Raw genomic sequence first — 20,795 nt, 5'->3', positions numbered from 1 at the left:
GTTCAGGCGGGCTTGGCCAGGTGGCAGGCCACGAAATGCCGGGTGCCGTTTTCAGCCGTGGCCGATTCCGTGAGTGCCGGGTAGCTTTGGGTACAGTGTGTGGTGGCGTGCGTACACCGGGAAGCAAAATGGCAGCCGGGCGGTGGGTTCATCGGTGATGGCACATCCCCTTGCAACATGACGCGTTTGCCCCGTTGGCGCGGGTCCGGGATCGGGATCGCGGCGATGAGTGCTTGGGTATAAGGGTGTTGCGGATGACGGAACAGCGTTTCGGTATCGCTAATTTCGACGATACGCCCCAGATACATCACAGCAATCCGGTCTGAGATATGTCGCACCACCGACAGGTCGTGGGCAATGAAGATCAAGGCCAGGTTCATTTGCTTTTGCAGATCCAGCAGGAGATTGATGATTTGCGACTGGACCGATACATCGAGCGCCGATACGGCCTCGTCACAGACAATCAGCTTCGGATTCAGGGCGATAGACCGGGCGATGCCGATCCGCTGGCGCTGTCCGCCGGAAAATTCATGCGGATATCGGCTGGCCGCAGAAGCCGGTAGCCCGACTTTTTGCAGCAACTCTTGAACCCAGATTTCCCGCTCATCCGGCAAGCCGATGCCGTGGATCTCGAACGGCTCGGCGAGGATGGTTCCGATGGTGTGGCGGCTGTTGAGGCTCTCCATCGGATCCTGAAAGATAATTTGCATCTCTTTGCGCAGGGAAACCATGTCCGAGGCGCTCAGGCCGGTGATATCCCGCCCGTTGTAGATGATTTGCCCGGCCGTGGGTTCGTGCAGTTTCAGCAGGGTCCGCCCGACCGAACTTTTACCGCAGCCGGATTCGCCGACCAGTCCCAGGGTTTCCCCGGCGTTGACTTCGAAAGACACCCCATCGACGGCATAGACGGATTTGGCTGGACCAAACAGTGAGCCGCGGACCGGATAGTGCTGTTTCAGATCGACTAACTTCAGAATTGTTTCAGCCATGATTTACCTCATTGATCATCAGGCAGCTCACATCGTGCCCCGGGGAGACGGTGTGCGGCTGCGGGACGGTTTCGCCGCAACGCTCGCTCTGGTCATGGCAACGATTGCGGAACCGGCAGCCGGAAGGCATTTCCTGCAGTGAAGGGACTGAGCCGGGGATGGTTTCCAGTTTGGTTTTCGGTTGACCTTCAAGACGGGGGATCGCGCGCAGCAGTCCCTGGGTATAGGGGTGCTGCGGGGATTCGAACAGCGTGAACACATCGGCGCGTTCGACCACCCGGCCCGCATACATCACGACGACGTCATCACACATTTCGGCGACTACGCCCAAATCGTGGGTGATGAAGATGATGGCCATGTTGTTTTCGGCCTGAATGGTGCGCATCAGCTCCAGGATCTGGGCCTGAACCGTCACATCAAGCGCGGTGGTCGGCTCATCGGCAATCAGAATATCCGGTTTGCAGGCAAGGGCCATGGCAATCATGACCCGCTGGCGCATCCCGCCGGAAAGCTCATGCGGGTAGACATGGAAGCGTTGCGCAGCGGCCGGGATGCCGACTTGCTCAAGCATCGACAGGGCTGCTTGCTTGCGCTCGGTTTTGGATAACTCCGGCCGGTGCAGTTCATACACTTCACAGAGCTGGCGACCGATGGTGTGGACCGGGTTCAGGGCGGTCATCGGATCCTGGAAAATCATCGAGATCTTGGCACCGCGGGTCTGATAGAGATCGGCCGGGGCCATGCTGACCAAGTCAGTACCCTGATACATGATAGAGCCACCGGTCACTTGGCCGTATGGACGGGGCAGCAGCCCCATGATCGATGCTGCGGTGACACTTTTGCCGCAGCCGGATTCGCCGACCACCCCGATGGTTTTGCCTTGGGCGACCGTGAATGAGACGCCGTCCAGCACTTTGATATCCCCTTCGTCTGTGGTGAAGGTGGTTTCTAAATCCTTGATGGTCAGAATATTGTTTTCTGTATCACACATGATGTTGGCTCCCTTCATCCCTGGATAAATCGTCGGTCGGTCGTCGTCACGGGCTCAAAGGTGCGCCCATCCTCCAACGCTTGCTTGGTGGCCCTTTTCTCATCCAGATCGATCCAGAACAGACCGAGTTCGATCCGGTTGGCATCCAGGATATCCTGGGACAACTCGGTCCCCAGACCTTGCGGCAATTTGACATAACGCCAGTGGGCACCGCGGGTAAACGGCACGGCATAGGTCGGGATGACGCAGTCGCAATCGGCTATTTTTTGCAGGATTTGGCGCGAGAGCCCGGCTTTTTTGCGGACATCGAACTCAGTGTCGAATGCTTCTATCAGGCGGTCCATGTCCGGGTCGGCGTAGTTGGTAAAGTTGTTGGTCTGCGGCTTGGCATTGGCGGAGTGGAAGAACTGCCAGTAAACCGGCAGGGCGTCCGTTCCCATCCCCAGAAATGCCGCCTGATGTTTTTTCTCCAACAGTGATTTGAACCCGGTGGCACCGTCCACCAGTTTGAGTTCAATCTCCAGTCCGGCTTTTTTGGCTTCCTCTTTCAGCACCACCACCCGTGCCGTATGCATTTTGGTGCGGTAGGTCAGGGTGATGCTCAGGCGCTCTCCTTGATCGTTGATGCGGATGCCGTCGCTGTCCAGGTGCTTGAACCCGGCTTGCCGGAAATACTCGGCAGCCTGGGCCGGATCAAAGGGTTTCGCCTGGATCTCCGGGTTATCGTAGTCACCATAACCGGAGCCGAAGCTTTGCTGGTGGACATAATCCCCGCGCAGCGCAACCGCAATCATTTTCGGGACATTCAGCGCATGAGCGATGCCGTGACGGATGGCGTCATTGGCCATCAACGGCGCCTGCAGGTTCAGCCATACGCCGGCCGCGCCTTGCGGCGATTTGTTATAAAACCATGATTTGTGGATGTAGCCCTGATCATAGAGTGGTCCTTTGGCTTTGTTATGCCACAGCGACGGAAAGATCATGTTGTAAGCATCCAGTTTACCGCGCTCAAAGTATTTCAGCGCAATGTCGGTATCGCGGATCACCTTGAGAATAATTTTGTCGACGTTGTAGCGGTGCTGGTAATACCGGTTGGTATAGCCCCACCAGTTGTCGACTTTTTTCAGATGGATCGCCCGGCCTTTGCGGATTTTGCTCACGTAATATGGCCCGGTCACAGGCTCGGCTTTCCAGTTGTAACGGCGGACGAAGTCTTTCGGCAGTTGCCCGCCCGGATAGAAGTGCGCCGGTTTGGGCATCAGGTTCAACCGCATGAGCAACTCGTCGTCCGCCAGTGGATCGGCAGAGTGGAGGGCAAAGGTGTATGGATCATAGACGGTGATCCCCGCCACCTTATTGGTGAAATACTCCTTGTACCATGGTGCCTTGGCATGTTCGCTTCTCATGTAGTCGAACACAAAGGCAAAATCCCGGCTGGTGATGGGCTTTCCGTCGCTCCAGCGGGCCTGTTCATCGAGCCGGAAATAAAGGGTTTGGTGATCGTCACCAAAGGCCCATTGTTTGGCAATTGCCGGCAGAAACGCCCGGGTATTGGGCTGTTGCTGCAGCAGCGCCGGGTTGCCGTCAAGCAGGAAGGGGCGAAAGCTGCCGTTGGCATCGGGGCCGATGGTGCGCAGGGTCAGCGGAAAGCTTGAAATATGGAGCCGATAAGTGCCGCCCGGTTTGGCCCGGCTGTCGGCAAACAGTGGCTGATCCGAATTGGATATCCACTTGAGCCCCGACGGGAGCTCTGCGGCCAGCCCCCCGCTCTGGTACAGCACCGTCAGTGCTGTGAGCAGTAGGGCCATCAAAAATTGTTTCATGGTCATTCCATCCATACCTGTCAACGGTCGCGCCTTGCGACTGTTGCACGGTCGTTGTGTTGATAAAGGGGTGTGTTTATCAATGCTTGTCTCGGTTAATGTCTGTGTCGCCATCCATCGGATGTGGTGTTGGTATCAGACATACCGGGTATATTTCTTCGGATCGAACGCTTCGCGGATCCCTTCGCCGATGAAGGTCACCATGGTCAGGATCGACACAATGGCGAACACTACCGAGCCGATGATCCAGTACGCATCCAGATTTGATTTCCCCTGTTGCAACAGATCGCCCCAGCTCGGGGTCGGCGGCATCAGGCCCAGCCCGAGATAGTCCAGTGCCGTTAGCGTGGTGATATTGGCAACGATGCCGAACGGCGCCAGGGTGATCACCATCACCATGGTATTGGGCAGGATATGCCGGACGATCACCCGCCACAGGCTGGCGCCCTGCGCCCGGGCAGCCAGGACGTATTCCCGGGCTTTTTCTTTATAGGTCATGGTTCGCATGTACCAGGTGATACTGATCCAGCCGAACATCACATTGATCAGGACAAACAGGAAAAAGCTGGGCTGGATAATGGAGACCATGATCATGATGACGTAGAGAAACGGCACCATGGACCACACCTCGATCACGCGCTGCATCACCAGGTCGAATTTACCGCCGAGGTATCCCATCAGCGATCCCACCAACACGCCGATGGTGTAACACAGGATCAGGGTCAGCATGGCGAACCAGATGGCAATGCGGAAACCGTAGAACAGCCGGGCCAGAACATCGCGCCCGGACTCATCGGTACCAAGATAATGCTGCCGGTCCAGCGACGGCGGATTCGGCGGATAGCTTGTCCCGTCAAAGTCCTGCTCGTAAGGATTCCAGGGAACCACCGGCATCAGAACCCAGTTGCCTTTGCCTTGTGCGGCAAAGTGTTGCTTCAGCTCGCGATAATTGGCCTCGTAGCCGTAGTTCAGGCCGAATGTTTCTCCAGTGTTCACTTCGGTGTAGGTCGGAAAGAACAGTTCGCCTTCATAGGCGACAACCAGCGCCCGGCTGTTGACCAGTAGCTCAGCGACACAGGAGAGCAGGATCAGGGCCGTCAGGAGCACAAAGGAATAGTAGCTTCGTTTGATCGAGCGGAAGCGGTTGATTTTTTTTAGGGTCAGTGGATTGAACGCCATCATTTAACTCCCGAATTGAACCCGTGGATCGACCAGGGCAACGCACAGATCCGAGAGGATATTGCCCAGCATCAACAGCAGGGATGATATCGCCAGGATCCCCATCACCACCGGGTAGTCCCGCTCGATAATTGACTCGTACCCCAGCAGGCCGATGCCGTCGATATTGAATACCACCTCAATCAGAAACGAGCCGGCAACGAAGACCGAAACCACGTTCCCCAAATGGCTGGCAATCGGGATCAGGCTGTTGCGCAGGGCGTGTTTGCGCACGGCTTGCCGGAAGGGCAGCCCCTTGGCAATGGCGGTTTTGACATAATCTGCCGCCAGGTTTTCCAGCAGGTTGTTTTTCATCGTCATGGTGAGAATGGCGAAATCGCCGATGATATAGCACAGCAGGGGCAGGGCTGCATGCGCGAACAGGTCGGCAATTTTGTCCGGCCACAGCAGGTCGTCGAAATCATCACTGACAAAATCGCCCATCGGGAACCAGTCGAGGTGAAAAGCGAAGAAAGAGAGCAGAAAGACCCCGACCACATAGTTGGGTAGGGCGTAGCCGATAAACACCATCACCGAGCTGACATGGTCGAACCGGGAGCCGTGTTTCATGGCTTTGAGGATCCCGAGCGGAATCGACACCAGGTAGCTGATCAGAAATGTCAGCAGTCCGTAGAACAGGGAGACGGGCAGGCGTTCTTTGATCATACCCCACACCGGCTCGTAATAGCGGGTGGATTCTCCCAGATCCAGGGTGATCAGCTTACCCAGCCATTCGGTATAGGCTTCAAACATCGGTTTGTCCAACCCGTAGAAGGCGTTCAGTTCGGCAATCTGTTCCTCAGACAGCGTTTGTGATCCCTGTTGGTTTCCGCCGCCGCTTTCCATGGATTGGGATTGCATCTGGGCAATCATTCGTTCCACCGGACCGCCGGGGACAAACCGGGTCAGGGCGAAGACCAGCAGGGTCACGCCGATAAAGGTGGGAATGATCAGTAGTAATCGTCGGCTAAAATATGCAAGCAAAGCAGACTCCTTTACATCCTATCGTCAGGCTTTCCGGCAACCGGGTGTTGAGTACCCTGGCTGGGCCGGTTTCATCTGGGAACGTGCGCTGGTTCCACCTTGCAGGTGAAATCAGGCGCTCTGTGTTGCGTACCGCAGATGAGTCAAAAAGCCGGATATCTGAGATATCCGGCTGGGTTGGATGACTTCGTAGTAAGTCTAAAGAACCGGCAACTGCTCTAGCGCATGGCGATACTGGATGTATTCGCGGGTGCTCCATAGCCAGATGATTTCCGGGTCGACATCGTAGACCTTGGCTTCTTCCGGCCGGGTCTGGATAGCCTCTGCAACTCCAGTTGCATAACTATCCGCGCTGCTCAGCAAAGCGTCCAGGTACTCCGGATCCTCATCCTTGTAGCTGCGGATGGCATTCCAGGCGGCCAGTAGGTTATCTTTGGTGTGGCAGCGACTGTCATTGGTTGTCGGTGAATAACAGTCGTTGGTCTTGTCATAGGTAAACTTAGCCGGGGAGAAAATGGATCCCCTGAACAGGGATTCAAAATACGGCGTTGTCTGCAGCAGGTTGACTGCTTCAGTATCACGCAACATAAACAGGGTGAAATCGTTCAGGCTTCTGATCCCGTATGTTTTCAAGTTTTGTTTGGTGGTGGAGTGTGCGTTCTCCAGCTTGGCCAGTTCTTCTGGTTTACCATTGATCAACAGGGCTTTTTCAGCCATACGGAAACCCAGTCGGTTGCGGCGTGTTACAGCATAATTTTTGGCTTTGAGACTGAATTCAAAACCATTTTCCATATCAATATCCGAACCTGGTCGATTAAGCGTTATCGCGTCGATTAGGTATTGTGAGCTGTCGGACAGGCCATATTCTTGGACTGTGCCAAAAGCAACAAAGTTATGCAGTAGAGCCGAATACATCGGGGTGACCGTTGTTCGTGACATCTGGAAGTAACGTTTCAGTCCCGACAGATATGGCGGTACATCAATCGCCCGTTTGATATCCGGCCGGAACGGCGTGACGGTAGCCTTGCGGTTACCATCCTGGTCAACAAAAATCGGCGCCGGGTATTGGTCGTAGTCAAAGCCAAGGTAGCCGAGGTAAGCCTGGACTTTCTGAGGGGTGCCCTGGGTGCCGCTGCGCGGATCGGAGACATCCAACAGGGCCATATTCGACTTATCTCTACTGAACCGTTGATCACCACGTTTGACCAGCATTTGGGCTGCCAGAAGTTTGTCCGGCCAGATCCCGAGCAGATCGACGGCCGTGGCTGAGGTCTGGTACGGGTTGTTGGCGCGCATATTGGCGTGCGAGCGGCCATCCCGGGTTTCGGAAAGCACGGTGATTTTATCGTACCCGTTTGTCATAGCGGCGACTAAATCCGGATCAAAACACGATCGCGGCAGGTCGGTCTTATGCTGGATCCCCGGCCCGTAGCTGCTCCAGAGATCGGACAGGGGCACAAAGCGGTAAATCGGCTGACTGCCCGAAGGCGTCACCTTCAGCTCGCAGATGTGATCCGGGGTGCTCATCACTTTGACGAAAAAGTCCGCCGCTTCCAATGCTGCGTCAAAGGTGTCACACACCATCTGGGCGCCCTGTGGCAAATTGTTGCGGGTTGAGGCGCGGGTACAGTTGTCGGTGTAGTAGTTGGCAACATTTTGACCGTAACTGTCTTCGGCACCGCGTAACTGCGCCAATTGATAGTCAATTTCACCGAGATCTTCGACCACTTCTCGGATTTCATTGAACTGGCTCCAACGGCCGATAGTGTATTCCTGTAACTTGTAATCGTAGAAGTTATCACGGCCATCCCGGCGGTTGATTAGCTCGTAGTTATCCCAGTATTTCTGGATCCGGAACCGAGTGACTTCCAGAATGTTGGTACCTTCGTCAAAGCGGTTACAGGTCGTTGTGGTTGTCACATTCTCATCGGTACAGAAGTTATAGGGTTTCACTTGCTCGCCGAAGGATAGTTCAGCCTGTACTTGATTCAGTGCGCCTAACGGGTAGGCCTGCTGATCTTGTCGCAGCGCTTCATCTATCTTATTCAGGCTGACCAGCTTGGTGGTTGCCGGTTCGCCCGGATTCCCCGGCTGATTGACCTCAACTTTCCGGCTATAGCCAAATCTCAGGGCGGCAATATCGTATTTACCGTAAATGGGCAGCTCATCGAAAATTGAGGCACCGTAGTCCATGATGGAGCTATAGGCCGGCACTTTGTCATAGCCGAATTTGGCAATTTCGTCCTGGTGGTAGAAGTTGTTTTTATCAACGGAGCCCATGAAGTTGTGGCGAAGGCCCAAGTTGTGGCCCAGCTCATGCACCAATGTTGATTTGAACATGTGCTCAGTGATGGCGTCACTGACTTTCTGTTGCTGGTCCGCATTGAGTTGATCCCAGCGTTTCAGCGTTTTGTTGGCATGATCGGCATAGTCCGGCGCACTCTGGTCGAGCCCCGAATTGTCGAAATAGTTGCCGGCCAGATAGTCAATGCCTTTGATCAGCCCTTTTGATTGGGTGCTCACCCACATAAACTCAGCGGCATACATGTTCTGCTCAGCCATTTTATGGAGCTGATGCTGATGATTGGCCAGCGATTTGCTGAAGCTTTGTGGCTCTTGCTCATCGGGGGATAGCCAGTACGGCGTGCCATTGATGAATTGAGGTTCATATTGAGCCTTTGGCTCCGTTGATGCCAGAGACTCTGTATGCAGTTGGGTCGTCAGGCGGTTTTCGACGCCACCCACCCCCATGAAGCCGGCTGTGGATGCAGACGCGGCCACGGATGTGTTCTGGTCTGGGGTAGTGCTTGGCACAAAGGTATCCGGCCGTTCGATTTCACCGCGGTTATAATATTTGGCCAGCTCGTTCCACATCCGACGCGATGTGGAGCGGATCACCCCGGCATACTGGTTGACATGGGCATGAACGATTTCCCCGGTGAGTGGGTTTGTTGCCGACGGGCCATAGCCCAGCAGACCGTTATCGACCGGGTCGGTGATTAAGTTCAGTACGTTGTAGCGCAAGTCGCCGGTATGAACCCCTGCTTTGTCGGTCGGATTGACAATTTTGATCGGCGGTACGCCGGTCCCGGCCAGGGTGGTGTTGATTTCCGCGATCGTTTCCAGCGTGACATCCAGATAGAACTTATTCTCTTTCTCGAAGTAGCTGTCACTCAGGTAGTAGTCGATTGATGCTTTGTTGGGATTGAATCGGTTCAGCAGGTTGAACTTGTGGCCCTGGCGGTCGCTCTCGCCAGTCAGGGAGCGTTCATTTTTGGTATCTTTGAAGAAACCAAAGCGCATGGAGTCCCGGTCCGGGGAGTGGATGGTCTGGTAATCTTTGCTGGCCAGTTTGTCTAATTTCACCAAAGAGTAGAAAAAACGGGTTTTGAAAGACAAATCTTCGAACTGATCGCCAAACTGGTAGAAGTCATCCACACTGGCGGTAAAGGTGCGCTCCACCTCGACATTAATCGTGCCGTTGGCCGCATCATATTCCCAGTGGATCACACGGGGATCGGCGGTTTCATCGACGTTATCAGCGGTAAACCAGGCATTCAGGGTATCGACGGCCAAAGATTCAATGCCGGCATAATCCGGGGTGAAATGGGTCGCATCTTCCCAGTTCAGATCAGCATCTTCGTTGAGCTCTTCCTTGTTGGTGCACTCATCGTAGCTATCTTCGGCACAGCGGTATTGCTGGAAGGTGCCGGGAATTTTCAAGACCGGAGCCTGGTTGATCACGTCAGCGTAGCGGCTTTCCTCGCCGGACTTGATGGTATCGCGGTCGACTTCTTCGGCGACAATCCCGTTTTGTTTGTCAAAACGGAGCTTGACCAGTTTCGGGGTGCCCTGGAAGAAACCACGCTGGGTTGCGGCATAGCGCGGGGTCGCACCGGTGGATGGCATATACAGCCATAGTGATTCGGTATCCAGTGAATTTTTGGTGATTTGCTCTGAAGCCCGAGGCAATGTGTCATAACCCCGCTCTTCGGCACCACAGCCATAGAGCGCAATGCTCACCATGGCTGCAATCGCTAATTTCTTATACATGTTGTGTTTACCTTTTTTATTCTTTGATTACAGGGTGTAATTCAGCGTGATGTAGTAAGTCGGCTTTTCCAGATCAAACAAATCGTTGAGCGGGTTCGGCCCTCGATCCGGGTCGTAGTAGGTCGCACTGTTGGTCATACCGAGCGCGGCACTAAAGGCGTCAGTGATTTGATACCCGACCTCGGCTGCATGGGTCAGCTCGGGCGAGTGGCGGGTGCCGCGATAGCTCCAGGATTCAGCACTGACAAAATTGGTGCTGAAGAACCATTTATCGACGGTATACTCGAGCGCAAACAGGTTACTGAGCCGGTATTCCTCGAGCGGGAGATCGCCAGCGGTGGTGTATCGATGGAAGTTTTTCTGCAACCGAACGGAGTCGTGAAACGCCAACCCCGGCAGCAGATGATCCAGGGTCAGGGAAAATTGAATATCGCCGCGAAGCGCGGTTTGCAGATCGGTTTTCGAAGCGGTGTCTGAGATCGGGAGCAGTACACGTCCGCCGACAGACATCGACAAGGTGTCTGTCGGTGACCAGAGGTTGCTCCGGGTCGCGGTCAGCCAGATATCATCCCAATAATCTCCCCGTTCACCGTCATAGCTGTGTCGGCCGGAGATGAGAGCAGAGAATTTGGTGGATTGACTCAGGTTATAAGTGATGGTCGCGGATGCCGTGAGATTACGGTCTGCCAGATAACTGTTACTGTCATAGGCATTTCTGCTGTAGTCCATTCCAAAGGTTGCACCCCACTGTTTTGTCGTGGGCGGCAACGGTTGAACTGGCTCTTGCGCATAAATTCCTGTCGATAGCAAAGCAGGCACCATGGCATAGATTGCCAAGTTGTACTTCATGACTTGCTCTATTCCCTGTGAGTGTATGCATTGCGGCACTCCATATGGCCGCATGAGAATCGTATTGTTTTAGTTATGATTAGAGCAGGAATACTAATCGACATGCTTAAAGCAAGAAATCGCTATTGAGAAAGTATCACCAGTTAATTCGTCGGGTACTGAATAATGAAACCTGGCGCAGAGTGCTCAACCTCACAGAATGCTATGAAACTCATATAATCAGGAGTTCATCGCGTGCTGATTTTACATCTAGTGGGTATCCCTGCTTCTGGGTTGTTTTTTAGTATTTCATCTCGATGTCGGGGTTTGATGTTGGTGAACCGCAGAAAATTGCCGTGGTGGCCGCTTTTCGCTGGATAAGGGACGGTTCGACGCTGATGTCGCCTGGGTGATGTCAGAGCAAACAGGGAATTTCATGAACGGAACATCGCAGCCTTGGGCTGATTGGCGGATGGATCTGCCCTCTTTTTCTGTCCTCTATCACACTTAGCAGAGAAACCCGGCCTTCTTACTCTGACCGTTTTGATTCAGCCGTTAATATTCTAACTATCTGAAAATCAATAAGAGAGTGGGCTCCTTGTCATCGCATGTACCCAATAGCCGTTATGGCGGCATCGTCGATCAGGTGAAGCGGCAAATCAAAGAAAAGATTTGGCTGCCGGGCGAGCGTATTCCCTCGGTCCGAGTGATGAGTAAGGCGCAGTCTGTCAGTGTCATGACCGTGTTGAAGGCTTATGAGCATTTGGAAGCCGAAGGGTGGATCTATGCCAAGGCCAAAGCGGGATATTTTGTCGCGGCGCATTTTAACCGCCTGGCTGAGCCGGAGCAGGTGATCCCTCAGGTTGTGAATCGCTCGATTCGAATCAACCGGCATGTCTTTGAAGTGCTGCGGGCCTGTAAGCGGCCGGATGTGGTGCCATTCGGTTCGGCTTTTCCGGATCCGTCGCTCTTCCCGATTCATACCATCGGACGCTTACTGGGGCAGGCGATTAAAAGCATGCCGGCCCATAGCGCCATCTCCGACCTGCCACCGGGAAGTCTGGAGCTTCGGCGATCGATTGCCCAGCGCTACTTAAGAGACGGGATCGATGTTTCACTGGATGATATCGTCATTACCTCGGGGGCGATGGAGTCGTTGGGGCTGTGTCTGGCGGCGGTGACTCAGCCGGGAGACTGTGTGGCGATTGAGTCGCCGGCGTTTTACGGTGCCCTGCAAGCCATTGAACGATTCAAACTGAAAGCGGTGGAAATCCCGACACATCCGCGTGAAGGCATGTCGCCGGAAGGTCTTGAGCAAGCCATTGTCGAAAATGACGTGAAAGCTTGCTGGTTGATGAGCAAGTTTCAAAATCCGCTGGGGGCGACGATCCCGGCGGGTCGGCAACAGGCTTTATATGAGGTCCTGGCCAGGAATGATATTCCGGTGATTGAAGATGATGTGTATGCCGAACTCTATTTTGGGACCGAGAAGCCGATGCCGATGAAGGCGTTGGATGATCGGGGGCTGGTCTTACATTGCTCGTCATTTTCTAAGTGCCTGGCGCCCGGTTTGCGGGTAGGCTGGGTCGCCGCGGGGCGTTATGCCCGGCAAGTTGAAGAGCTTCAGTTTATGTCCACGCTTTCAGTCGGGGCGCCCAATCAACTGGCCCTGGCGCAGTACCTTCAACATGGGGGCTATGATAACCATCTCCGCCGATTACGACGGACCCTGGAGCAACGGCAGCAACAAATGCTGGGGGCGATCGAACAGAGTTTTCCCACCGGAACTCAGATCACCCGCCCGACTGGCGGTTATTTCCTGTGGGTGGTTTTGCCGAAACAGATTAACACTTCTGAAATCCTTGCGGATTTGTTGGACCGGTATCAGATCAGTATTGCACCGGGCACACTGTTCTCTGCAGACCAGCGCTATCAGCACTGTATGCGGATTAATTGCGCCTATCCGTGGGATGAGAAAAATCAAGCGGCTTTATATCAATTGGCGGCTTACTTAACGGAATTATGCGAAAAAGACTGATCGCGGGGCTGTACTAAGTCATTTCCCGAGGAACTGTACTACATCGAGCATTCTGGACTGTGTTCTGATCACCGGGTTATTTAAAATCAGGAGAGAAACGATGAAAGTGCAACCTCAACGTGATCAAGTGAAGTTAATTGGCGTCGCCATCATCTGTGCGGCTTTGGTAGTGTTTGGTCATTTGATCCTTTCAAAAAGCTTGGCGGAACAACTTTGGGTTGAATATACCGCGGCGTTGATCCCTTTTGCGTTGTTTGCCATTGGTGTGGTGTCGTTTCGTTATGCAGCGGCAAAGGACGAAGCCAATGAACACGGCGACGCACATTGAGCAGACGTTGAAAAGCAGATAATGAATTCGTTTGTTTATTGAGCTAAAAGTTCGGTGTTGTTTTATTTGCGAGCTGTCGGGGCGGTTAGGGATGTTTTTTTTTATAATGGCTTGCCATGCGATTTGAACTCTCTATAATGCCGCCTCACCGACACGGAGAGCGGCTTCTTAAAGCAAGAAAGCAAGCAACGCGTTGGGACGGTGAAAGCCTTCAAAATTAAGTTTCAAAAAGTGTTTGACACATCCCTTTGAATCCTTAGAATGGCGCACCTCCTCAGAGCAAAAGCGAATGAGGAATTGTTCTTTAACAATTTGACCATGCAATCTGTGTGGGCACTCGTGAAATGATAGTCAAAGCTTATTTGTCTTCGCTTTAAAAAGCGAAAGCAAACAGGTTATCAATGAACTGAGTGACCAAAACGACATAGCTTCGGCTATATCGGCACAGTCAATTTATTTTTGCTTCTGCTTTTTCTTAAAAAGCGGAAACAAGAAATCAGTATTCATTGAGCCAAAAAAATCTTTAATTGAAGAGTTTGATCATGGCTCAGATTGAACGCTGGCGGCAGGCCTAACACATGCAAGTCGAGCGGCAGCGACAACATTGACCCTTCGGGTGATTTGTTGGGCGGCGAGCGGCGGACGGGTGAGTAATGCCTGGGAATATGCCCTGATGTGGGGGATAACCATTGGAAACGATGGCTAATACCGCATAATCTCCTGTCTTTTACGAGATGGGAGCAAAGAGGGGGACCTTCGGGCCTCTCGCGTCAGGATTAGCCCAGGTGGGATTAGCTAGTAGGTGGGGTAACGGCTCACCTAGGCGACGATCCCTAGCTGGTCTGAGAGGATGATCAGCCACACTGGAACTGAGACACGGTCCAGACTCCTACGGGAGGCAGCAGTGGGGAATATTGCACAATGGGGGAAACCCTGATGCAGCCATGCCGCGTGTGTGAAGAAGGCCTTCGGGTTGTAAAGCACTTTCAGTCGTGAGGAAGGCGGCTAAGTTAATAGCTTAGTTGTTTGACGTTAGCGACAGAAGAAGCACCGGCTAACTCCGTGCCAGCAGCCGCGGTAATACGGAGGGTGCGAGCGTTAATCGGAATTACTGGGCGTAAAGCGCATGCAGGCGGCTTGTTAAGCCAGATGTGAAAGCCCGGGGCTCAACCTCGGAATCGCATTTGGAACTGGCAGGCTAGAGTCTTGTAGAGGGGGGTAGAATTTCAGGTGTAGCGGTGAAATGCGTAGAGATCTGAAGGAATACCGGTGGCGAAGGCGGCCCCCTGGACAAAGACTGACGCTCAGATGCGAAAGCGTGGGGAGCAAACAGGATTAGATACCCTGGTAGTCCACGCCGTAAACGATGTCTACTTGGAGGTTGGTGTCTTGAACACTGGCTTTCGGAGCTAACGCGTTAAGTAGACCGCCTGGGGAGTACGGTCGCAAGATTAAAACTCAAATGAATTGACGGGGGCCCGCACAAGCGGTGGAGCATGTGGTTTAATTCGATGCAACGCGAAGAACCTTACCTACTCTTGACATCCAGAGAACTTTCCAGAGATGGATTGGTGCCTTCGGGAACTCTGAGACAGGTGCTGCATGGCTGTCGTCAGCTCGTGTTGTGAAATGTTGGGTTAAGTCCCGCAACGAGCGCAACCCTTATCCTTGTTTGCCAGCACTTCGGGTGGGAACTCCAGGGAGACTGCCGGTGATAAACCGGAGGAAGGTGGGGACGACGTCAAGTCATCATGGCCCTTACGAGTAGGGCTACACACGTGCTACAATGGCGCATACAGAGGGCTGCAAGCTAGCGATAGTGAGCGAATCCCAAAAAGTGCGTCGTAGTCCGGATTGGAGTCTGCAACTCGACTCCATGAAGTCGGAATCGCTAGTAATCGTGGATCAGAATGCCACGGTGAATACGTTCCCGGGCCTTGTACACACCGCCCGTCACACCATGGGAGTGGGCTGCACCAGAAGTAGATAGCTTAACCTTCGGGAGGGCGTTTACCACGGTGTGGTTCATGACTGGGGTGAAGTCGTAACAAGGTAGCCCTAGGGGAACCTGGGGCTGGATCACCTCCTTAACGATATGACACATTGTTTGATGCAGTGTCCACACAGATTGCCTGGTTAATAGTAAAAGACAACAGTGTCCCATTCGTCTAGAGGCCTAGGACACCGCCCTTTCACGGCGGTAACAGGGGTTCGACTCCCCTATGGGACGCCACTTTCTAAATACACTTACGAGTGTGATTAGAAAGTGGATGCCGAAAGGCAAACACATGCTCTTTAACAATCTGGAAAGCTGACTAGTAAATTCGATTGGTTCGTCATCACGATGGATGAATTGAAATTATTGTTTCTCGAAAGAGAAACGAGTTCTCAAGCAAAACACATTCAAGTGTCTTGTGTAAGTTTGCTTTCACTTTTCAAAGTGAAGACAGACAAAGAGTCCGGCAAAACAAACTATTCCATCTTTTACTCAGATGGAAACCTTGGTTGTTTACGATACAGACCCTTTGGGGTTGTATGGTTAAGTGACTAAGCGTACACGGTGGATGCCTGGGCAGTCAGAGGCGATGAAGGACGTACTAACTTGCGATAAGCGCAGATGAGGCAGTAAGAGCCACTTGAGTCTGCGATTTCCGAATGGGGAAACCCAGCTGCAGAAGCAGTTATCAATACGTGAATCCATAGCGTGTTGAGGCGAACCGGGGGAACTGAAACATCTAAGTACCCCGAGGAAGAGAAATCAACCGAGATTCCGGCAGTAGCGGCGAGCGAAACCGGATTAGCCCTTAAGCTTTTTATGCGTCAGGTGAAGGCTCTGGAAAGTGCCGCGATACAGGGTGATAGCCCCGTAGCCGACAACGCATTTAAAGTGAAAACGAGTAGGACGGGACACGTGTTATCTTGTCTGAAGATGGGGGGACCATCCTCCAAGGCTAAATACTCCTGACTGACCGATAGTGAACCAGTACCGTGAGGGAAAGGCGAAAAGAACCCCTGTGAGGGGAGTGAAATAGAACCTGAAACCGTGTACGTACAAGCAGTAGGAGCACCTTCGTGGTGTGACTGCGTACCTTTTGTATAATGGGTCAGCGACTTAATTTCAGTAGCAAGGTTAACCATCTAGGGGAGCCGTAGGGAAACCGAGTCTTAACTGGGCGTGCAGTTGCTGGGATTAGACCCGAAACCAGGTGATCTAGCCATGGGCAGGTTGAAGGTGCGGTAACACGCACTGGAGGACCGAACCGACTAATGTTGAAAAATTAGCGGATGACTTGTGGCTAGGGGTGAAAGGCCAATCAAACCTGGAGATAGCTGGTTCTCCCCGAAAGCTATTTAGGTAGCGCCTCGGACGAATACTACTGGGGGTAGAGCACTGTTAAGGCTAGGGGGTCATCCCGACTTACCAACCCTTTGCAAACTCCGAATACCAGTAAGTACTATCCGGGAGACACACGGCGGGTGCTAACGTCCGTCGTGGAGAGGGAAACAACCCAGACCGCCAGCTAAGGTCCCAAAGTTATCGCTAAGTGGGAAACGATGTGGGAAGGCTCAGACAGCCAGGATGTTGGCTTAGAAGCAGCCATCATTTAAAGAAAGCGTAATAGCTCACTGGTCGAGTCGGCCTGCGCGGAAGATTTAACGGGGCTAAGCGATACACCGAAGCTGCGGCAATGTAGTTTACTACATTGGGTAGGGGAGCGTTCTGTAAGCCGTTGAAGGTGGTCTGTAAGGGCTGCTGGAGGTATCAGAAGTGCGAATGCTGACATGAGTAACGATAAAGGGGGTGAAAAACCTCCTCGCCGGAAGACCAAGGGTTCCTGTCCAACGTTAATCGGGGCAGGGTGAGTCGACCCCTAAGGCGAGGCCGAAAGGCGTAGTCGATGGGAAACGGGTTAATATTCCCGTACTTCTTACTATTGCGATGGGGGGACGGAGAAGGCTAGGTGGGCCTGGCGACGGTTGTCCAGGTTCAAGGGTGTAGGCTGATGGTTTAGGCAAATCCGGACCATCTCAAGGCTGAGACCCGATGTCGAGGTGCTACGGCACTGAAGTCATTGATGCCATGCTTCCGGGAAAAGCCTCTAAGCTTCAGATAGTAAGGAATCGTACCCCAAACCGACACAGGTGGTCGGGTAGAGAATACCAAGGCGCTTGAGAGAACTCGGGTGAAGGAACTAGGCAAAATGGTACCGTAACTTCGGGAGAAGGTACGCTCTTGACGGTGAAGTCCCTCGCGGATGGAGCTATTGAGAGTCGCAGATACCAGGTGGCTGCAACTGTTTATTAAAAACACAGCACTGTGCAAAATCGAAAGATGACGTATACGGTGTGACGCCTGCCCGGTGCCGGAAGGTTAATTGATGGGGTTATCTTCGGAGAAGCTCTTGATCGAAGCCCCGGTAAACGGCGGCCGTAACTATAACGGTCCTAAGGTAGCGAAATTCCTTGTCGGGTAAGTTCCGACCTGCACGAATGGCGTAATGATGGCCACGCTGTCTCCACCCGAGACTCAGTGAAATTGAAATCGCAGTGAAGATGCTGCGTACCCGCGGCTAGACGGAAAGACCCCGTGAACCTTTACTACAGCTTGGCACTGAACATTGACCCTACATGTGTAGGATAGGTGGGAGGCTTCGAAGCAGGTACGCCAGTATCTGTGGAGCCGTCCTTGAAATACCACCCTTGTAGTGTTGATGTTCTAACGTCGCCCCCTTATCGGGGGTGCGGACAGTGCCTGGTGGGTAGTTTGACTGGGGCGGTCTCCTCCCAAAGCGTAACGGAGGAGCACGAAGGTGGGCTAATCACGGTCGGACATCGTGAGGTTAGTGCAATGGCATAAGCCCGCTTGACTGCGAGAATGACGGTTCGAGCAGGTGCGAAAGCAGGTCATAGTGATCCGGTGGTTCTGAATGGAAGGGCCATCGCTCAACGGATAAAAGGTACTCCGGGGATAACAGGCTGATACCGCCCAAGAGTTCATATCGACGGCGGTGTTTGGCACCTCGATGTCGGCTCATCACATCCTGGGGCTGAAGTCGGTCCCAAGGGTATGGCTGTTCGCCATTTAAAGTGGTACGCGAGCTGGGTTTAGAACGTCGTGAGACAGTTCGGTCCCTATCTGCCGTGGGCGTTGGATGATTGAGAGGGGCTGCTCCTAGTACGAGAGGACCGGAGTGGACGAACCGCTGGTGTTCGGGTTGTGTCGCCAGACGCATTGCCCGGTAGCTAAGTTCGGAATCGATAACCGCTGAAAGCATCTAAGCGGGAAGCGAGCCTCAAGATGAGTCATCCCTAAGGCTTTAAGCCTTCTGAAGGGTTGTCGTAGACGACGACGTTGATAGGCAGGGTGTGTAAGCGCTGTGAGGCGTTGAGCTAACCTGTACTAATTGCCCGTGCGGCTTAACCATACAACACCCAAGGGGTTTTACGGACTCCACGAGCACTTGAATGATGTGTTTGAGAAACTAGTTAACTTTTCCAGATTTAGTGTAGGGTCACATCGCTCCTTGCCATCCATGGCATCGCGATATTAGTGAATCCCTTCACGTCGAATTTGCTTGGCGACCATAGCGTTGCGGACCCACCTGATCCCATGCCGAACTCAGCAGTGAAACGCAGCAGCGCCGATGGTAGTGTGGGGCCTCCCCATGTGAGAGTAGGACATCGCCAGGCTTCCAATTTAGTGCGGAGTGGTAGTTCAGTTGGTTAGAATACCGGCCTGTCACGCCGGGGGTCGCGGGTTCGAGTCCCGTCCACTCCGCCAATCATTAAGTCCCTAGCAGCAATGCTGGGGATTTTTTGTATGTGCAGTACAAGAGCGGTAGTTCAGTTGGTTAGCCTATTTACCTTGAAAGCAGCGGCCTGTCACGCTGCCGTAGGCATTCGCGGGTTCGAGTCCCGCCGGAGTGCCGGCCCAGCCGCTCCGCCACTTTTACTAAGCCCGAGTCGAATGATTCGGGCTTTTTTACATTTTACGCTCCCGAAAGTGCTACGCACTTTTTCGCGGGCCGGAATGCCGGACCATCGATTCCCGTCCGCTCCGCCACTCTTTAAGAAGCCCAGTTAAAAGACTGGGCTTTTTTACGTCTGAAGATCATGTTTCGCCCTACGGTCGAATGAGTCTCGCCGGAGTGCCGGCCCAGCCGTTCCGCCACTTGCACTAAACCCAAGCATAAATGCTTGGTTTTTTTATACTTGTTATTTACGGTTCGCCCTTCCGCCGTACGAGTTCCACACCTCATTCCCCGATATAAATGGCGTCATCAGAAACTGAATATGAATCCAAAATATCTGTACTTTCATTATTGGTTTTCAGTATTTTTGCGCCCCACCCCGAGCGGCTCAAAATACTTCGTTCATAGTGAGTTAATTCACTACAGATGGCGTTGTTACTGCAATAAAAGGTTGCTAGTTTTTATCTCTTTATGCTTTCTGTTGCATTTTGTGGGGTGGTTATGTCATGGATAAAAGTGCTGTTTTCGGCATGTTTAATGGTAATGAGCGGGCAGTTATATGCAGAGACGCTGTCTGCGACGGATTACCGGATTAATTATGAAGGTCGGGTGGTCAAAGATTGGAATACTGGCAATGTCGAGTTGAGTTGGCCGGGGTCTAAAATTAAATTTCAGTTCAATGGGACTCGTCTGGCTGTGAAGATGGATGGTCGGGGAACGCAGTTTGATGTCGTGGTGGATGACGTAGTCGAAAGTCAGTTAACTACGACGATCGGGCTGAATGATTATGAACTGTTGCGTTTTACTGAGCCACGTGATGTGCGTGTCGAGTTGGTAAAAAGAAATGAAAGCTATGATGCCATGCTTCAGGTACATGGATTTGAAGCCGACGGCATGATTCAAGGTTGGTGGGAGCATAAACCGCATCTTCTCTTTTTCGGGGATTCCATTACGGTCGGATATGGTGTGGAGTCCGACAAGCGAGAATGTACCTTGGATGAGGTTTCGAATACGACCAATAACCGCCTGTCTTACGCCTCATTGGCAGCAGATGCATTAGGGGCCAGCCGAACGATTGTGGCTTATTCTGGCCTGGGACTAGTTCGAAACTGGAACGGAAATCAGCCTTATCATAACCTGCCATACTATTGGAACAAAGCGGGTTCGGTATTTACGGCCGGAGAGGAATTTGAAGATAAGCACTCTGATTTAATCGTGATTAATTTAGGCGGCAATGACTTTAGTACCCCACTTCAACCGCATGAACCATGGCCGGATCTGCCGACCTTTTACGGGGTTTGGATTCAATCTTATGTGGACTTTATTTCGCAGCTGCGTGGCAGATACGGCGAAATTCCGATCCTTGTGATTTCAAAAGATTGGTATCGAGAGGCGATTCACGCTATGGAATCTCAGCTATTCGCTCAAGGCATCCTGCAGGTGTATACCCATTATTATATGACGGAGCATCTGGGCTGTATGTGGCACCCGATTGCCTCAGAGCATCGGGTGATGGCGGATAATCTGGTTTCAAGAATTAATGAACTGTCTTTAATCAAGAAAAATTAATA

At 52.8% G+C, this 20,795-nt stretch carries 10 protein-coding genes, 2 tRNA genes and 3 rRNA genes; 8 read left to right on the top strand and 7 right to left on the bottom strand.

Going from position 1 to position 20,795, the window contains the following annotated elements; translation table 11 throughout:
• Nucleotides 1-2: 2 nt before the first annotated feature.
• The 7 genes from NH461_RS14180 to NH461_RS14150 form a co-directional block, all read right to left on the bottom strand.
• The gene (locus NH461_RS14180) at nucleotides 3-989 is read right to left on the bottom strand and encodes an ABC transporter ATP-binding protein (protein WP_261600969.1); all 987 of its coding nucleotides are present in this window, start codon (nucleotides 987-989) and stop codon (nucleotides 3-5) included.
• A complete protein-coding gene (locus NH461_RS14175) occupies nucleotides 982-1,980 on the bottom strand; it encodes an ABC transporter ATP-binding protein (protein ID WP_261600968.1) in 999 nt (332 codons plus the stop codon). The genes NH461_RS14180 and NH461_RS14175 overlap by 8 nt, the downstream gene beginning before the upstream one ends.
• Nucleotides 1,981-1,994: 14 nt before the next feature.
• Nucleotides 1,995-3,803, bottom strand: a complete 1,809-nt coding sequence (locus NH461_RS14170; protein WP_261600967.1) for an extracellular solute-binding protein — start codon at nucleotides 3,801-3,803, stop codon at nucleotides 1,995-1,997.
• Nucleotides 3,804-3,938: 135 nt separating this feature from the next.
• Nucleotides 3,939-4,985: an ABC transporter permease gene (locus NH461_RS14165; protein WP_261600966.1), complete on the bottom strand. Its 1,047-nt coding sequence runs from the start codon at nucleotides 4,983-4,985 to the stop codon at nucleotides 3,939-3,941.
• Nucleotides 4,986-6,005: an ABC transporter permease subunit gene (locus tag NH461_RS14160; protein WP_261600965.1), complete on the bottom strand. Its 1,020-nt coding sequence runs from the start codon at nucleotides 6,003-6,005 to the stop codon at nucleotides 4,986-4,988.
• 198 nt (nucleotides 6,006-6,203) lie between these two features.
• Complete coding sequence (locus NH461_RS14155; RefSeq protein WP_261600964.1) at nucleotides 6,204-10,058, bottom strand: zinc-dependent metalloprotease; 3,855 nt, start codon at nucleotides 10,056-10,058, stop codon at nucleotides 6,204-6,206.
• 27 nt (nucleotides 10,059-10,085) lie between these two features.
• Nucleotides 10,086-10,907: a hypothetical protein gene (locus NH461_RS14150; RefSeq protein WP_261600963.1), complete on the bottom strand. Its 822-nt coding sequence runs from the start codon at nucleotides 10,905-10,907 to the stop codon at nucleotides 10,086-10,088.
• Nucleotides 10,908-11,484: 577 nt separating this feature from the next.
• Between NH461_RS14150 and NH461_RS14145 the strand changes: the two genes are divergently transcribed.
• The 8 genes from NH461_RS14145 to NH461_RS14110 all read left to right on the top strand — a co-directional run bounded on the left by NH461_RS14145 (nucleotide 11,485) and on the right by NH461_RS14110 (nucleotide 20,793).
• Nucleotides 11,485-12,924: a PLP-dependent aminotransferase family protein gene (locus NH461_RS14145; protein ID WP_261600962.1), complete on the top strand. Its 1,440-nt coding sequence runs from the start codon at nucleotides 11,485-11,487 to the stop codon at nucleotides 12,922-12,924.
• 100 nt (nucleotides 12,925-13,024) lie between these two features.
• A complete protein-coding gene (locus NH461_RS14140; RefSeq protein ID WP_261600961.1) occupies nucleotides 13,025-13,252 on the top strand; it encodes a hypothetical protein in 228 nt (75 codons plus the stop codon).
• A gap of 524 nt (nucleotides 13,253-13,776) precedes the next feature.
• Nucleotides 13,777-15,342 (top strand): 16S ribosomal RNA (locus NH461_RS14135).
• A 67-nt stretch (nucleotides 15,343-15,409) separates the two neighbouring features.
• Nucleotides 15,410-15,485, top strand: a tRNA-Glu gene (locus NH461_RS14130).
• Nucleotides 15,486-15,789: 304 nt separating this feature from the next.
• A 23S ribosomal RNA gene (locus NH461_RS14125) occupies nucleotides 15,790-18,678 on the top strand.
• 149 nt (nucleotides 18,679-18,827) lie between these two features.
• A 5S ribosomal RNA gene (rrf, locus tag NH461_RS14120) occupies nucleotides 18,828-18,943 on the top strand.
• Together the 16S, 23S and 5S rRNA genes with 2 tRNA genes alongside form the textbook arrangement of a ribosomal RNA operon.
• Nucleotides 18,944-18,957: 14 nt before the next feature.
• Nucleotides 18,958-19,034, top strand: a tRNA-Asp gene (locus NH461_RS14115).
• Nucleotides 19,035-19,725: 691 nt separating this feature from the next.
• Complete coding sequence (locus NH461_RS14110) at nucleotides 19,726-20,793, top strand: SGNH/GDSL hydrolase family protein (RefSeq protein ID WP_261600960.1); 1,068 nt, start codon at nucleotides 19,726-19,728, stop codon at nucleotides 20,791-20,793.
• Nucleotides 20,794-20,795: the final 2 nt, after the last annotated feature.

The sequence above is a fragment of the Photobacterium sp. TY1-4 genome (assembly GCF_025398175.1).
GTDB lineage: Bacteria > Pseudomonadota > Gammaproteobacteria > Enterobacterales > Vibrionaceae > Photobacterium.
This window is presented reverse-complemented; position numbering and strand designations above follow the sequence as displayed.

What these genes read in the sequence shown, in the direction of transcription:
- NH461_RS14180 (WP_261600969.1), bottom strand. Translation starts at nt 989, where the DNA reads ATGGCTGAAACAATTCTGAAGTTAGTCGATCTGAAACAGCACTATCCG.
- NH461_RS14175 (WP_261600968.1), bottom strand. Translation starts at nt 1,980, where the DNA reads ATGTGTGATACAGAAAACAATATTCTGACCATCAAGGATTTAGAAACC.
- NH461_RS14170 (WP_261600967.1), bottom strand. Translation starts at nt 3,803, where the DNA reads ATGAAACAATTTTTGATGGCCCTACTGCTCACAGCACTGACGGTGCTG.
- NH461_RS14165 (WP_261600966.1), bottom strand. Translation starts at nt 4,985, where the DNA reads ATGATGGCGTTCAATCCACTGACCCTAAAAAAAATCAACCGCTTCCGC.
- NH461_RS14155 (WP_261600964.1), bottom strand. Translation starts at nt 10,058, where the DNA reads ATGTATAAGAAATTAGCGATTGCAGCCATGGTGAGCATTGCGCTCTAT.
- NH461_RS14150 (WP_261600963.1), bottom strand. Translation starts at nt 10,907, where the DNA reads ATGAAGTACAACTTGGCAATCTATGCCATGGTGCCTGCTTTGCTATCG.
- NH461_RS14140 (WP_261600961.1), top strand. Translation starts at nt 13,025, where the DNA reads ATGAAAGTGCAACCTCAACGTGATCAAGTGAAGTTAATTGGCGTCGCC.
- NH461_RS14110 (WP_261600960.1), top strand. Translation starts at nt 19,726, where the DNA reads ATGTCATGGATAAAAGTGCTGTTTTCGGCATGTTTAATGGTAATGAGC.